This is a genomic window from Pedobacter sp. UYP1, from assembly GCF_040547305.1.
In the GTDB taxonomy this organism is placed as follows: domain Bacteria; phylum Bacteroidota; class Bacteroidia; order Sphingobacteriales; family Sphingobacteriaceae; genus Pedobacter.
This window is the reverse complement of sequence record NZ_JBEPPL010000006.1, coordinates 144,755-160,412: the sequence shown is the minus strand read 5'-3', so window position 1 is coordinate 160,412 and position 15,658 is coordinate 144,755. Positions and strand designations below refer to the sequence as shown.

General features: G+C 39.9%; 10 protein-coding genes. 8 read left to right on the top strand and 2 right to left on the bottom strand.

Annotated features, from left to right (window positions below; genetic code table 11):
- The first annotated feature begins 42 nt into the window (after nucleotides 1–42).
- From ABIB30_RS14325 to ABIB30_RS14310, 4 genes are read left to right on the top strand one after another with little or no spacing between them, the layout of a single operon-like run.
- A complete protein-coding gene (locus ABIB30_RS14325) occupies nucleotides 43–2,247 on the top strand; it encodes a peptidase domain-containing ABC transporter (RefSeq protein WP_354303108.1) in 2,205 nt (734 codons plus the stop codon).
- 16 nt (nucleotides 2,248–2,263) lie between these two features.
- Nucleotides 2,264–4,984: a lantibiotic dehydratase gene (locus tag ABIB30_RS14320; protein ID WP_354303106.1), complete on the top strand. Its 2,721-nt coding sequence runs from the start codon at nucleotides 2,264–2,266 to the stop codon at nucleotides 4,982–4,984.
- Between the two features lie 2 nt (nucleotides 4,985–4,986).
- Nucleotides 4,987–5,922, top strand: a complete 936-nt coding sequence (locus tag ABIB30_RS14315; protein WP_354303104.1) for a thiopeptide-type bacteriocin biosynthesis protein — start codon at nucleotides 4,987–4,989, stop codon at nucleotides 5,920–5,922.
- 11 nt (nucleotides 5,923–5,933) lie between these two features.
- Complete coding sequence (locus tag ABIB30_RS14310) at nucleotides 5,934–7,886, top strand: lanthionine synthetase LanC family protein (protein WP_354303102.1); 1,953 nt, start codon at nucleotides 5,934–5,936, stop codon at nucleotides 7,884–7,886.
- A gap of 57 nt (nucleotides 7,887–7,943) precedes the next feature.
- Here the strand turns inward: ABIB30_RS14310 and ABIB30_RS14305 are convergent, their stop codons facing one another.
- Nucleotides 7,944–8,135 (bottom strand): pinensin family lanthipeptide, encoded by a 192-nt coding sequence (locus tag ABIB30_RS14305; RefSeq protein ID WP_041882676.1) that lies wholly within the window; start codon nucleotides 8,133–8,135, stop codon nucleotides 7,944–7,946.
- A gap of 494 nt (nucleotides 8,136–8,629) precedes the next feature.
- On the bottom strand, nucleotides 8,630–9,862 hold the full coding sequence (locus tag ABIB30_RS14300) for a PepSY-associated TM helix domain-containing protein (RefSeq protein WP_354303100.1): 1,233 nt from the start codon (nucleotides 9,860–9,862) through the stop codon (nucleotides 8,630–8,632).
- Between the two features lie 583 nt (nucleotides 9,863–10,445).
- Between ABIB30_RS14300 and ABIB30_RS14295 the strand changes: the two genes are divergently transcribed.
- From ABIB30_RS14295 to ABIB30_RS14280, 4 genes are read left to right on the top strand one after another with little or no spacing between them, the layout of a single operon-like run.
- Nucleotides 10,446–11,573, top strand: coding sequence for a porin (locus tag ABIB30_RS14295; protein WP_354303098.1), 1,128 nt, complete (start codon nucleotides 10,446–10,448; stop codon nucleotides 11,571–11,573).
- 14 nt (nucleotides 11,574–11,587) lie between these two features.
- Nucleotides 11,588–13,057 carry an anion permease gene (locus ABIB30_RS14290; protein ID WP_354303096.1) on the top strand — a complete coding sequence of 490 codons (1,470 nt, stop codon included), beginning with the start codon at nucleotides 11,588–11,590 and terminating at the stop codon, nucleotides 13,055–13,057.
- A gap of 10 nt (nucleotides 13,058–13,067) precedes the next feature.
- Nucleotides 13,068–13,751, top strand: a complete 684-nt coding sequence (locus ABIB30_RS14285; RefSeq protein ID WP_354303094.1) for a succinate dehydrogenase cytochrome b subunit — start codon at nucleotides 13,068–13,070, stop codon at nucleotides 13,749–13,751.
- A complete protein-coding gene (locus ABIB30_RS14280) occupies nucleotides 13,742–15,658 on the top strand; it encodes a fumarate reductase/succinate dehydrogenase flavoprotein subunit (RefSeq protein WP_354303092.1) in 1,917 nt (638 codons plus the stop codon). The genes ABIB30_RS14285 and ABIB30_RS14280 overlap by 10 nt, the downstream gene beginning before the upstream one ends.

Genomic DNA, 15,658 nt, shown 5'->3' with positions numbered 1-15,658 from the left:
TATAATATTTGCAACAGTGTTGTATTTAAGAATTGTTTAGCTATGTTTCAACTTTTCTCTTCTGGCAGGAAATTTCCATTTTATAAACAACCAGATGCAATGGATTGCGGACCGGTTTGTCTTAAAATAATCTCGGCGTATTACGGGAAAATTTTTCCAATTGCTTATTTCAGAAAGCTTTGCAGTATGGGCAAGCAAGGAACTACGATGGCAAGTATGCTGGAGGCAGCAGGTTTGCTGGGTTTCAAAACACTCGCGGCAGAACTCCCTTACGAACAATTGCTGAATAAAGTCCGGTTCCCCTGTATCCTTCATTGGGAAAAGGAACATTATGTAGTTTTATACCGCATGACCAGCAAATATGCTTACCTGGCTGATCCCGCACTCAGTGGAAAAGTTAAAGTGCGGAAGGAAGATTTCATCCGTTCCTGGCAAATTAAAGAGGGAAGCACTATTGGCAGGGCTTTATTACTGGAGACCACCCCGGCTTTTCACGAAAAACAAAGTATCGCTGATCATTCTGCTTCCTTATGGTCTTTATTGCCTTACCTCAAATTACACCGGAAAAGTTTAATCCCCGTTGGTATCAGCCTTTTGCTGGCCTGTGGTTTCTCTCTGATTATTCCATTTTTGACCCAGCTGATTGTGGATAAAGGTATCCAGGGAAAAAACACAAATTTGCTTTTTCTGATCTGTATCGGACAGCTGATGTTGTTCTCTGGGAGGATGCTGATGGACTTTCTCCGGGCAAGGTTGCTTTTCAGGTTAGGAGCCAGAACGAGTATCGTTTTATTGAAAGAGTTTCTGGCGAAGCTGATGCAATTGCCTTTTTCTTTTTTTGATAACCGGCAGGCGGGTGATAATATGCAGCGGGTAAATGATAACCAGCGGGTCGAAGAATTTCTGACGAATTCACTGATTAGTTTTATTCTTTCTGCAATTACGCTGGTCGTACTGGGCGGGGTATTGTGTTATTACAATTGGCAAATCTTTTTGATCTTCCTGATTGGTGCGGTGATCAGTGTGGCCTGGTCTAATTCTTTCCAGCAAAAAAGGAAGGTGATTGACCAGAAGAAATTTAAAGTCCTTTCTGCTAACCAGCAGTTACTACTGGAGATTTTTTATGCAATGCAGGAAATTAAACTGACTGGCAGTGAGCAGGAAAAGCAGGAATTATGGGAAGGCTTACAAGATCAGTCTTATGGACTTAAACTGGAAGCACTGCAACTAGACCAGTTGATGCAGGGGATTGGGTATTTCATTAATGAAGTCAAAAATGTGCTGATTACTTATGCGGCAGCGATGCTGGTGATCAATGATCAGGTTACCTTGGGCGGTATGCTGGCCATTACTTACATCTGTGGTCAACTCAATACCCCCATTACACAACTCGTTGAGTTTGCAAGGGTTTCTCAGAATACAAAGTTCAGTTTACAGCGAATGGCAGAAGTGCATCAGGAAGCGGAAGAAGACTTTGAAGTCGGGTACCAGGAAATGACCAGCGCTCCAGAAGATATTGAACTAAAACAGGTGGGCTTTCAGTATGGAAACAGCCAGGCGCCATTCGTCTTGAAAAATCTGGATCTGTTGATTCCTGCCGGTAAAGTTACGGCTATCGTAGGGATGAGTGGAAGTGGCAAAACCACATTGATCAAATTGTTATTGAAGTTTTACCAGGTAAGCAAAGGGTCGGTTACGATTGGTAACCGTTCAGTAGATCAGGTACATGCTAAACAGTGGAGAGCCGCTTGCGGGGTAGTGATGCAGGATGGCTATGTTTTCATGGACACCATCGCAAATAATATTTTTGCCGGCTCAGTAGTCAAAGACAAAGAACGTCTTTATGAAGTTTCCAAACTGGCCAATATGCATGATTTCTTTATGGCCATGCCATTTGGCTATGATACCGTAGTTGGAAAGGACGGGTATGGCCTGAGTGAAGGACAAAAACAAAGACTCTTGATCGCCAGGCTGATCTATAGAAATCCAGCCTATATATTCCTGGATGAAGCGACCAATTCGCTGGATGCGCATAATGAGTTGTCCATCGTCAACAACCTGAATCATTTCTTTACCGGGAAAACAGTGCTGATTGTTGCGCATCGGTTGAGTACAGTAAAAAATGCGGATCAGATCGTTGTATTGCATCAGGGGAAACTGGTTGAAAAAGGAACACATCAGGAGTTGATTGCCAGGAAGGGGAATTATTACCAACTCATCAAAAATCAACTGGAGCTAAGTAAATAATCTAAACAACTAATACATGAGCATTGAGATATTTCCACACTCTTTAGTAAGATATGCAGGAATGAATTATCAGGTTTTTGATTCGTTTAAACTGAAAGGATCAAAGGGAATACTGCAAAAAGATCACCAGATGAAAGCTGCAAAAACAAGGCTTAAAGCATTGATCTGTGATGGACTATTTGAGCTGATTACGCTTCAAACCGATGATGTACTCAGACAGCAGTTGATAAACCTTAAAAGGCAGGTTTTTAATGACAAAAAAGTAAATCCTCAAAAGCTGGAAGAATTGCTGGAAATATTTCCAGCAGACTTGACGCTGGATTTTCAAAACTATATGCAGGTGAGCCAGAATATGGAGACTTTCCATCAAACCAATACTTTGAATTATCAGCAGTTGATGATTGACCAGAGCAGGAAACTTCAGGAACTGGCTATGGATACTAATTTGCAAAACGGACTACTTTTATCAAGTCCTGTTTTATTGGAGCAGCTACCCGGCTATTTACAAAAAGAGCCGGCTTCCTTCCGGCAAAAAGAATTGCGAATAGAGTTCAGTCTGCTGCGCTACTTAACCAGGATGTGTTTTAAGACTTCGCCATTCAGTACTTTTACCTATACTGGAATTATGCAGTTAGCCAATGAGGAGATTGCAATTCCTTCGCCCCTGGCAAAAACTGTTAAAAATAGTCTCCGGCTTAACAATGCATTATTTGAATACCTGAAATCTATTCTGATTCATCATCCTGGGGTGAATGAATTGCTGACTGTAAAACTTAATAAAACGGCTACTATCAAGGCCGATAAAATCCAATTTCTGGTTAATTTTAATAATATTGAATCTTTTCAGCTATTACCGGCTTCAGGTTTACAATTCCTGGTTTTTAACTATTTTAAAGAAGCTCAAGAGTCAGTAAATATTAAAGAATTGGCAAATCATATGGCTTTTGCTGTAGAGGAAGCCAATTATACGTCAATTAAAAACTATCTTCTTAAACTGGTTGCTGCGGGGTTACTGGAAGTCAGCATGGAAACTTCGGGGATTGATCCGCAATGGAACCATAAATTAATGAAATTCTTTACCAAACTGGAGAGTAGTGAACCAGCTGTTTTTCAAATCATTTATTTGTTTAAGCAGTTACAGCAATACCAACTGGCTTATGCGAAGGGAGATACTGCAAAACGCAAATTGATTCTGGCTTATGCAGAAAAAACTGTAGCAGCTGTCTTTCAGAAATTACAGACCGAGGCAGGTTTGCCGTTGAGCAGGGATACGACAAAAAAAGTAGATGATCAGGCTAAAACCAACCCAGTCAACGGTTTTTTTGAAACTCAGAATTTTATACCACATCATTTCTCTGGCAGGCAGTTATTTTATGAAGATTGTTATACGCCTGAGGCGGAAATTTTGGAAGATCGCTGTCTGAAGGATTTTACGGCAAAGGCCGATCAGCTTTTAAATCACTTGCTTCCACTTGATTTACTGAAAACTGAGCGTGAAAAAATGAACAGTTTCTTTCTGGAACATTATCCTGCTCAGGCGCAGGTCAAAGTAATTGATTTTTATCAGGCTTATTATTTTTATGTTAAAAAACCTGAAAAGGAGAAAGCATCAAAACCAGGGACGGTTATACCAGATCCTGGTGACTGGGAGAAAACGATCAGTGAGAAATTAACCTTGATTACCCAGCATAAACCAAATATCCTGAATTTGGGGAATGATTTTTTTCCTGAACCCTTATTAAAAGTGTCTCCTGTTGCTGCAGCTCAGTATTCAAGGGGGCTTTTCGTTCAGTTTTATAAAGGGAAATTACGGCGGGAGGCCGAAAATCAGGACTGTGTTTTTGGGGTAATCAATACTGTGCTGCCGGGAATGGGAAAGGTAAGTGGCCGGTTTTTGCCTTTGTTTACGCCTGATATAACTACAGATTTTATCAAATATAATGCACAGCTTCATCCTGAAGTGCTTAAAGTAGAGCTCAATGATGCTTCAAGTTTTAATGCGAATATTCATCCTTCTTTACTTACCCGCGAACTTGCGCTGCCCGGTGGAAATAAAAGTTATCCGGAAAAACAACAACTCCAGGTAGATGAGTTAACGGTAAGTTTTGAACAGCAGACAAATGCTTTAAAACTAAACTATAAGCAGGAGCAGGTTTTTACCTATGATTTATGTCTGGAATCCTTTTATAACCGTTCCAACTTGTACCAGCTCCTGGCTCATTTTAACCGGGACACCAAGCTTTCTTTACAGCCATTCATTAATCTTGTGGATGCTTGTTATCTGGATATTGAGGAGCAGCAACAGGAAATAGAGTCTTTACCAAGAATTACCTACGAAAATTCAGTTATTCTCAGAAGAAGGACCTGGCGTGTAAAAACAGAATCGATACCTGTGCAGCAGCCCGCAGAAACTGCTTATGCTTATTTTATCCGGATCAATACCTGGAGGGGTCAGCATGGAATCCCTGTAACGTTCTTTCTATTTCTGAGAAAAAGGTCTTTTGTCATTAAACCAACTACTCAGCCGAATGGCAAAAAGGAAGGGCTTGGTGATGATTATAAACCTCAGTTTATTTCTTTTGAACAGCCTTTATTGGTTGAAATGTTTAAGCGTTTAATGGCCAGGGCAGGGACTCATGTGATCCTGGAAGAAATGCTTCCTTTGGCTAATGCTTCAGATCAAGCAGGCCATGTTGAGCCTGTTAAGGAATATTTGCTGCAATGGTATAAATATTAGCGATGGAAAGTGAAAATGAAGCTGTTCAGGATAAATGGTTTGCCGTTTACTTGTTTTATCCCGGGGCGCTGGATTTGGTGTTGCGGGAATTAGTGGCGCCATTTATCCGGGAATTCTTCCCTGATGAGCAGACGGATGCGCAATACTTCTTTATTCGTTACTGGGAAAATGGAAATCATATCAGGCTTAGGATCAATGTTGAGCACTCTTTGCACAAGGTTTTGGCTAAAGTATTGGAACAAAGAGCGAAGGTTTTTTTTAGTCAGTACCCGGCTGTCAGGAAATTAAAAGATTCTGTTAATAAGGATATTAATCAGTCAGTTGGTCAGAATTTAATTGCTGACCACGTTATACAGTTTTCCATTTATGAACCTGAAATAATACGTTATGGAAATCAGCAGAGTTTGGCATGGGCCGAACAGCATTTTTTTAAGTCATCAACTTTTATTCTGGACTGGATCTGCACCAAAAAACCTGGAACTTCTGCTTTAATACAAGCTTTGCGGTTACACCTGATTTTATTGCTGGCCACTGGTTGGGAAATTTCCAGGCTAATTACAGTTTGCGACTTTTTTATCGATGGATGGCTACCTCGTTTGTATATTTCGGGAGCGGATATGGCAGCTCAGAAAATATTTTGGTTAAAAGAATTTGAAACTTCGTTTAACCGGACAAAAGCGGTTATTTTACCTGCCTCAAAAGTCTTTTGGGAAGAACTGACTGCCGGGACGGCAAATCAAAAAGTCCAGGATTTGCTAAAAACAAATATCCTGATCCTGCGAAATTATCAGCAGGCAGATTTTAAGGAAACCAAATTCACTGAAATCATGACAAGTCTGATGCATATGAATAACAATCGCCTGGGGATAAGTAATCATGAAGAAGCCTATGGAATGTATTGTACGCTCCAATGTCTTGATTTTATAGCCAATTCTTAATTCAAAAATACATGCCTCTATTTACCCAACTGCAAACTCAAAGAATTCAAAAGCAATTAGCACAGCTCAAAAGTGATTTACTGGCTTCCTCCAGAAAAGATGAAACTGGGGTATACTGGCTGAGTCCTTTTTATGAGACTATTGATAAGTTTTCTTTTCAGACAACGGTTGATCTTTTTAATGGAAATAGTGGTATTGCTTTATTTTATATCGGCCTTTTTGAGCTTTCTGGTCAGTTGGAAGAACTAAAAATGGCGGAAGATATTATGCGTAAAGTGCTCAAGGAGGAAGCGGTGTTAAAGCCACGTTCTTTTGGTTTTTATACCGGGATAACAGGAGTGATTTATGTTTGTATTAAACTTTACGCGCATAATAATGACGAGAAATATCTGCGTCGTGCCTCACGTTTATTGCTGGATAATCAGGAAAATATTGTCAATAATACAGCTAAAGCTGACTTGTTAAGCGGGTATTGTGGTAGTTTACTAGTGATTACTTTACTTTATCATCATTTACCGGCTAAAAATCTGCTGGTAATTATTCATCAGCTGATTGATCGGATTATCAACGAGGCAAGGATTTCCGAAACGGGGCTGAAATGGGATTATAACCAATCGAAGTCTTCTTTTGATAGTCTGGCTGGATTCTCTCATGGAGCATCAGGGATTGCCTGTGTTTTAATGCAGGTGGGTAATTATTTTAAGCATGATGGCTTAATTTATCTTGCTGAACAGGCACTGGCTTATGAAATGCAATATTTTGATCCTGGTTCTGGAAATTGGCTGGACCTGAGGTTGGGTAAATTCAGGCTGAGTTTGCCGGATGCACACCGTTGGGATCTGAATGTGTTTAGGCCAGAAATGAATAAGGTAAATTCCTGGGCACATGGTGCTGGTGGAATTGGGCTTGCCAGATTAATGGCTTATGAGCTGACGGGCAAGGAAATTTACTTCCAGCAGTGTCAGTTGGTGATGAAAAGGTGTTTGAAGGATCTTGAAAAGATGCACCGCACAGATTTTACGCTTTGCAGCGGGTATATGGGAATGCTACCCTTTTTATCCAGGTTTGCCGGCCTGTTGCAGAAGAGTTATACCGAATTAATTTTATCAGTAGTCGATCAGGCTGGTGTTCAATATGCACGCAAGCGGAGTTATAATACTTATGTCTCTGCCAATCAGTTTGATTATGGGTTGCTATCTGGCAAATCGGGGATCGGTTATATCTTGTTGCAATTGTTGAATAAAGAAATGGATAACGTTGTCTACCCCGTTTTGCCTCCGAACAAAAAACTGCCGCCAGTTGTAGCCAGCTATAGTCAGTCTGCGGTTAAGCAGCGGATTTTCTCTGCCTATTATGCCAAAACAATTTATCTTTTGGAACAGCTTTCGCCGGGTTTTATGCTTAAAATGCCAGCTGAAGATTTTAATGGGTTTGAGGAATGGCTTTATCAAAAAATAAGTGGTTTACCAGCACTTGAAGAGTCAGGAATTACAGCAGTGTTTGATTTTGAACATCAGCTGGCAATCAGGTGGAAGTTACATAAGGGTTATTTATGTTATAAAAAGAAAAATGAATTTATGCAGGCTCAGGCGAAGCAATTGTCTTTAGCGACTGCTGAAGAATTGTGCAACTTATCTTTCAAATTAAATGACCATGTCGGTTTTTATCCGCTGAGTGCCAAACTTAAAGAAGTGATGGGATTACTGCAAACTTATCAGGCCGCATTATTTATGTCTGAAGAATATGGAGTAAAAACTGTCTACATAGGTCAGTTGAGTACGTTGATGCTGAGTGGTCTTGCTGAAAGGGCTTTAAGCGGACGAGAGCTGATCAGCTTAATCTTAAAAAACTTTTCGGGAAATGCGAAGCTCAAGCTGGAAACTACCGTATTGCAGGAGAGAATTTTATTACAAATGAGATCACTGATCATTAGTGGAATGATCGGCTTAAAAGAAGAAGTATAAAAAGAGGACCGGAAGCCGGCCCTCTTTTTTAAACTATTGGTAATAAAGTAAGCTAAACTAGCAAATAACTGTAGTACACTTAATGGCAGGTGTATGGTGGTCATCTGTTGGCTCAGTATGCGTTGGTTCTGATACATTACCCAAACCGCCTGATAAACGCATTGCAACTTCACTGTCAATACTTGTTACAAAACTTTCCAATTGAAGATCTTCAAGATTTAACTTGATTTTTTCTGATTGATTTTTCATAAGATTATAATTTGTTTTAATGTTCATGAAACATCCTGGACGAGCCACAATGGTTCATCAAAATTCATTAAGTATAATGCCTACTGTGATAACGGGTTTTTGGCTTATCCCCGGTTGCAACAATGCTAAGATAGTTATTTGCAACATAGTTGCAAAGTATATTTGAAGGAAAATTAAAATAAATAATAAGTAAATTGAATGCTCATGGAAAAGAGGGTGGAGGCCATGATAAGCAGGTGATTCTGGTCTCGTTTTGATAGCAGATATAACAGAGGTTTTGCAGGGGTTCTGGCTGGGTACTGCAGGGGTTGTGGTATACATTAAACTAGTATTGAAGTAGGGTTGAAGAAGGATTGAAGTAGCCTGAGCTACTTCAATGGTACTTCAAGGCTAGTTCAACCCTACTTCAACCTATACCAGTACTACACCAGTACCCAGCCGGAACAGCAGGAGTATCTTAAGTAATCTTAGAAATATTTAATGATTTAGTTAAACTAAATGACAGGTTCCTGCATAGCTGCAGTACGTACCTTTTTAAGCTCCCATGGAGCAGTTTTCTTCTTCAGGACCATTTTTTCCTGAACCAATGGTTTCTTCCCTTTTTTCTTTTTGAATTTCCTGCCGTACCAAACTAAAAATCCGGTAATTGGCAGACTTGCAGAGATCAGACTGGCTAAAAAGGCTATGATCTTTGTTGGAAGGCCCATTACCGAGCCTACGTGCAGGTCATAGTTCATTCTCCTGATTTTATCGGGAATACTCGCATCCTCGTATTTTCCCAGCAGGGGAGAGTTGCCTGCAAATTGTTTCATCGTATATTGATCGAAAGCATACCTGTCTGCTTTATAAAGTGTTCCTGCTTTTAAATAAACAATGAAGCCGATGGCATCAGATGCTTTTGCAGGGAGTGTGATAAACATCCCTGCTGCCTGACTTGTCGTAGCTAGTTTACTGTAAATTTTATCAATATTTTTTGCCTGAAAGACAGCATTTGTAGTCGTATCTGATAAAGGTCTTGGCTTAGCTTCTAAAGACTTTCCTCCTGAAGTTACCCAGTATAAAGATTTGCTATACCATTTATAACTGTAAACAAGACCTGTTAATGAAATCAGCAGTAAGACAAGAAAGACGTAAAATCCTGCAACTTTATGCAGGTCATAGTTAACGCGTTTAAAGCTGCCACTCCATTTAATTTTAAAGCTTTGATCGCGGATTGATTTAATCCACTTTTTAGGCCACCACAAAACAATCCCGGAAATTAGTAAAAATACAAAGATCAATACACCAACTCCGATTATCTTGGAACCTGTTTTTCCCATCCAGAGCGTACGGTGGCCGTTCAGAATAAACCTGAAAAAATCGGCATTGCTTCTTTTGCTCTTGCGGTCAATGTGAATGATCTCAGCAGTGTAAGGGTTCATATAAATAACCAGGCTTGTTCCTTTTTTACGGTTTAGAGAATTAACAGTAGCTGCTTCATTTTTCTGTCCGTAATTGATAGAAGTAGGTTTTAACTTCCCTAATTCTGGTTTTGCATAATCGATTAACTGAGTAGGTAACAGGAAAGACTTTTCCTGAGGCTGTACAAACTGCCATGGCTGATAGAAGCTTCTTATTTCTTTTTCAAAAACATAAATACATCCTGTAATACTTACAATAAATACAATCAGGCCTGAAGCAAGTCCCAGCCATAAATGTAACCATGCATTGATCTTTTTTAAAGTCATAACCGAAGCCTAATTGTAAATCGGGAAGGTCAAAAACCTTCATGCCATTTATTTAGAATGAATTAAGATAAAGATCACAAAGTAAATGATATTAATTTAAGATTCCTAGTGATGCTTGTAATGATTCTAAATAAATTTAGCGATTTAGTCATGCTTTAATCCAGCTTTTTAATCTTGTTAAGTTGTAGTGAACACAGCAGCTTTGATGATGATAATTTTCAGGAAAATAAGAATAGTATAAGTAAACTCTGTTTTGTCATTCGCCTCATTTATTTTTAATCGTTCAAAATTAGGCGTTTAGGCAGTGTGAATGGCTAGAATGTTCATAGAAGCCTTATTTTAAAGAATGAATTTATTATATTCATAGTAATAAATATTAGAAACCTAAATTCGCTAATTCTACTCAGTTATTTATTTTAAACTATTTTACGTCTTATTTAATAATTACTATAAGAACTAAATTTTGTTGATGAAGATCATATTTTGTGATGATAACAGACATGCACTAGCGCATCATTTACCCGGATCTTTATATATGCTTAATAAATCACCACAGGTTTTTTTAGCTGATAATTAAATTGATATGAATAAATTCTTACTAATACTGGTACTCTCCTTTACTGGCGTTTTACAAATCCGGGCACAGGAGCCTGTGAAACAAGATTCCACAGCTAAAGGAAAAATTACCATGCGCGGGCTATTTCAGGCCCGGTATCTTTTCAGCGGCAATAAAAATATCGATTTAAATGGTCTGCATCACCCTGATGGTAAAGCAGTTTATAATGATTTTGATATTAAGCGGGCAAGGCTGCAGTTCACTTCGAAAATATCTGATCGTACAGATGTGGTGTTATTGCTTAACCTGGCAGATTTTAAAACTGACCCCAAAAATAAAGTATTAGAGAATGCTTATATCACCTACAGGCTTGATAATTTTATAAATCTGAAGATGGGGCAATTCAGGCCTGCTTTCGGTCTGGAGGATATGTATCCTGTTGATGTGATTAAATCAATGGATTATTCTAATCAATATACCGCTTTCGGGAATAATGGCTGGCAAAGTTTCCAAATTGGAGCCAGTATTTACGGTGCAACCCATGGAGAAATTCCTGTCAAATATGAAGTTTCTGTAGTCAATGGAAATAACAGGAATCAACTCATGGATAATGACAATGGAAAACACTTTTCTACCCGTGTAGAATTAGGCTTGCAAAAAAGCCTGAAAATTAAATTAGGATTGAATGGTGGGCTGGCAACCGTTTTAGGAAGTAACGTATACGCTTCGGGCGTAGATTTATCTGGTGTTGTTCCCTTGGGTAAAAAGTGGTCATTAGAGATAGAAACAGAATTTAAGCAGGGAAATAACCACACCTATTATTATGGACTGGATTCTGCTAAACGTGTTGGTGGAGTGAGCAATTACCAGATGCGAGGTCTGTATGTTCTACCCAATCTAAGGTATGCGATCAATTATCACCGTTTAAGTTCTCTGGAATTCTCTTGCCGGTATGAGAATTTTGACAACGATTTTAAACATGCTGCTAATAATCCAAGACAAACCTGGACGCCTATGGTTAGTGCGGAGTTCTTAAAGGCTTACAGTGCGCGTATCCAGTTTGGAGTTAATATTGACCGGTATAAAAGGAATGTTCCCGGAACCACACAATACAATAATGAAATGTTTATTGTACAAGTCCAATCAAGACTATAAGTTAAAATACGATCATGAAATCTACATCTACCACAGCGGCGGCAGCGCCTCCAAAAAAAGAAATTCAACCTATCCCCTTGCTGATTACCGTTGTATTCGGACTTGCAATCTGGTTTATTCCAGCGCCAGAAGGTGTTAAACCTGAAGCGTGGCATTTACTGGCGATCTTTCTGGCTACAATTGTGGGGATTATCCTCAAAGCAGCAAGTATGGGTACGCTTTGTATGATGGCTATCGCGATGGTTGCAATGACTGGTGTCCTTGCACCGGGCAATCCTGGGAAATCCATTACACTGGCCTTAAGAAGTTTCGGTGATAAAGTAATCTGGCTGATCGGGATTAGTTTTTTTATCGCTCGTGGCTTTATCAAAACAGGTTTAGGAAGCAGGATAGCTTATATTTTTATCAAATTATTTGGTAAAAGTTCTTTGGGTTTAGCTTATAGTCTGGGGGCTGCCGATTTAATACTTGCTCCGGCTATTCCAAGTAATACAGCCAGAGGAGGAGGGATTATCTATCCGATTATGAAATCTATGGCGATGAGCCTGGGTTCTATGCCCGATAAAGCAGAAACACACCGTAAAGTAGGTGCATATCTTACTTTGAATAGTTATTATATGAATCTGATTGCTTCTGCTATGTTCCTGACCGGAACTGCGAGTAACCCGATGTGTCAGAAATTTGCAGCAGATATGGGCATCCATATTAGCTGGATGTCGTGGTTCTGGGCGGCAATTGTTCCTGGACTGGCTTCCGTAATTATCATACCTTTTTTATTGTATAAGATTTTTCCTCCTGAGTTGAAAAAAACAACAGAAGCACCAGCAATGGCTGTAGCAAAGTTGAAAGAGATGGGTAAGATCACAAAAAATGAATGGCTGATGCTGTTGGCATTCGTAATCTTACTGGTACTCTGGGTAACCGGAGATCTGTTTAAAATTGATGCGACAACGACTGCATTTATCGGACTTTCTATCTTATTACTTACTCAGGTATTGACCTGGGAAGATGTTAAAGCTGAAAAAGGTGCCTGGGATACTATTGTTTGGTTTGCCACGCTGGTGATGATGGCGGGATCACTCAACGAACTTGGTTTTATTCCATGGTTTGGACATTTAATACAGACTTTACTTTTAGGAATGTCCTGGACATTGGCTTTCCCAATTATAATAGTCGTTTATTTTCTAAGCCATTACCTGTTTGCCAGCGCGACTGCACATGTAGCCGCAATGTACGCCGCCTTATTAGCAGTAGGTATTGCTATGGGGGTCCCTCCATTGTTACTGGCACTGATGCTAGGTTTTACAGGCTCATTGTTTGGTACGATTACACATTATGCACATGGCCCTGCTCCGGTATATTTTGGAAGTGGGTACGTGGATGTTAAACAATGGTGGATTATGGGATTGATCGTCGGAATTGCATTATTGGCAATCTGGATGGGATTAGGTGGTTTATGGTGGAAAGTCACCGGAGTTTATTAAATAAAAAGACATGAAGATAACCTTTCTTAAAAGCACTTTGTCACAAAAAAACCTGATGGCCCTGACCGGACTGTTCCTTTGTTTTTTCCTGGTGATCCATTTATTGGGAAATTTGCAGTTATTATTGCCGGCAGACCGTGCTGGGGAGAGTTTTAATTACTATTCGAACCTTTTATCGGGCAATATATTTATCAAAGTGATTTCATATATATTGTATTTTTCACTGATTGCACATGCAGTGGATGCATTAATCATCACGGTAAGAAATAAACAAACGGCGGCTAAATATGCTTATGATAACCGGAAGAAAGTGAGTAAGTGGTATTCCAGAAATATGGGGATATTAGGTACTATACTCTTGATTTTCCTGGTGATCCATTTTAAAGATTTCTGGTATGTCTATAAATTCGGGACAGTACCTTTTGATAAAAATGGAAATAAGGATTTATATGTAGTGGTTGTGCACGCATTTAAATCCTGGTGGTACGTGTTACTTTATGTGTTGTCGATGTTTGCCTTAGGTTTTCATCTTTTACATGGTTTTAAAAGTGCAGTCAGAACACTGGGCTTATACCATCCTGGATATGCTGCAATGGTACAAATATTTGGTACGGTCTACAGTTATGCAATTACCATAGGTTTTGCGGTTATCCCGGTTTATGTTCACCTTACTCAATTCGGATTATGGAATTAGATGCTAAAATACCAGCTGGGCCATTAGAAACTAAATGGAGTCAGTATAAAGCGCAGGCGAAACTGGTCAATCCTGCAAACCGTAAAAAATTGCCTGTTATTGTAGTTGGAACTGGGCTTGCGGGGGCATCGGCCGCTGCTTCTTTAGCCGAACAAGGCTACCCTGTCACTTCTTTTTGTTTCCAGGATTCTGCCAGAAGAGCGCATTCGGTTGCTGCTCAGGGTGGTGTCAATGCCGCTAAAAATTATCAGAATGACGGAGATTCTGTTTACAGAATGTTTTATGATACGCTGAAAGGCGGAGATTTCAGGGCACGTGAAGCTAATGTATACCGTTTAGCAGAATGCTCTTTAAACCTGATTGATCAGGCGGTAGCACAGGGTGTACCATTTGCGAGAGAATATGGTGGTTATTTGAGTAACCGTTCTTTTGGCGGGGTACAGGTGAGCCGTACTTTTTATGCACGTGGACAAACTGGTCAGCAGTTGTTGTTAGGTGCTTATCAGGCCTTAATGAGACAGGTTTCTCTCGGAAAGGTTACTTTATACAGCAGGCACGAAATGCTGGATCTGGTAGTGGTAGAAGGAAAAGCCAAAGGAATTATTGCACGTAATCTGGATAGCGGACTAATAGAGCGCTTTGCTGCTGAGGCGGTAGTGATTGCGACAGGTGGGTTTGGTAAAATTTATTATTTGTCTACCCTGGCTATGGGCTGTAATGGTTCGGCTATCTGGCGGGCACACAAAAGAGGAGCATTGATGGCTTGCCCAAGCTGGACACAGATTCATCCGACGAGTTTACCTCAATCGGGCGATTACCAGTCAAAGTTAACGCTGATGTCAGAATCATTGCGGAATGACGGAAGAATCTGGGTGCCTAAATTACCCGATGAACAGCGGGCTGCCAATGATATTCCTGAACAGGAAAGAGATTATTATCTGGAAAGACGTTATCCTTCATTTGGTAATCTGGCGCCAAGAGATATTTCTTCCAGGGCAGCCAAAGAAAGAATTGATGCTGGGTTTGGGGTCGGTGCACAGCGGAATGCGGTGTATCTCGATTTTTCAAAAGCAATCAGGGAGCAGGGCAAAGATAAGATCAAAGAGAAGTATGGAAACCTGTTTTCTATGTATAAAAAGATAACTGCCGATGATGCCTATGCCGCACCAATGAAGATTTCTCCTGCTGCACATTTTTCTATGGGCGGGTTATGGGTGGACTATGAACTGATGACTACTATTCCGGGTTTATTTGCAATTGGAGAAGCTAATTTTGCTGATCATGGCGCAAACAGATTGGGGGCAAATTCTTTGTTACAGGCTTGTGTAGATGGTTATTTCATTCTTCCATATACGCTGGCTAATTATTTATCAGGAGAATTGAAGAAAGAAAAGATAACAACCAGCCATCCTGAATTTGATCAGGTTGAAAAAGAAGTGGTTGCTCAGCTGACTGCGCTTTGTGAGATTAAGGGTACAAAGACTTCAGATTATTTCCATAAGAAATTAGGAAAGTTATTATACGATAAATGTGGTTTGTCTCGCTCTGCGGAAGGGTTGAATGCGGCAATTGAAGGGATTAAAGTGCTGAGAACAGAGTTTTATAACGATCTGATTGTTCCGGGAACTGCCGGTGAAATTAACAGTGAACTGGAAAAAGCAGGCCGGGTGGCTGATTATCTGGAGATCGCAGCGCTGATGTGCCATGATGCATTAAGCAGAGAAGAATCATGCGGGGCACATTTCAGGGAAGAATATCAAACTGCAGATGGAGAAGCATTAAGAGATGATGAAAATTATTGTTATGTGTCTGCTTGGGAGTGGAAGGGAAAAGATAATCTTCCCTTATTACATCCTGAACACTTAAAATTCGAGTTTATTAAATTATCAGTAAGAAGTTATAGTTAG

Excerpts from the sequence above, each read along its gene's own strand:
- ABIB30_RS14325 (WP_354303108.1), top strand. The coding sequence starts at position 43 with ATGTTTCAACTTTTCTCTTCTGGCAGGAAATTTCCATTTTATAAACAA.
- ABIB30_RS14320 (WP_354303106.1), top strand. The coding sequence starts at position 2,264 with ATGAGCATTGAGATATTTCCACACTCTTTAGTAAGATATGCAGGAATG.
- ABIB30_RS14315 (WP_354303104.1), top strand. The coding sequence starts at position 4,987 with ATGGAAAGTGAAAATGAAGCTGTTCAGGATAAATGGTTTGCCGTTTAC.
- ABIB30_RS14310 (WP_354303102.1), top strand. The coding sequence starts at position 5,934 with ATGCCTCTATTTACCCAACTGCAAACTCAAAGAATTCAAAAGCAATTA.
- ABIB30_RS14305 (WP_041882676.1), bottom strand. The coding sequence starts at position 8,135 with ATGAAAAATCAATCAGAAAAAATCAAGTTAAATCTTGAAGATCTTCAA.
- ABIB30_RS14300 (WP_354303100.1), bottom strand. The coding sequence starts at position 9,862 with ATGACTTTAAAAAAGATCAATGCATGGTTACATTTATGGCTGGGACTT.
- ABIB30_RS14295 (WP_354303098.1), top strand. The coding sequence starts at position 10,446 with ATGAATAAATTCTTACTAATACTGGTACTCTCCTTTACTGGCGTTTTA.
- ABIB30_RS14290 (WP_354303096.1), top strand. The coding sequence starts at position 11,588 with ATGAAATCTACATCTACCACAGCGGCGGCAGCGCCTCCAAAAAAAGAA.
- ABIB30_RS14285 (WP_354303094.1), top strand. The coding sequence starts at position 13,068 with ATGAAGATAACCTTTCTTAAAAGCACTTTGTCACAAAAAAACCTGATG.
- ABIB30_RS14280 (WP_354303092.1), top strand. The coding sequence starts at position 13,742 with ATGGAATTAGATGCTAAAATACCAGCTGGGCCATTAGAAACTAAATGG.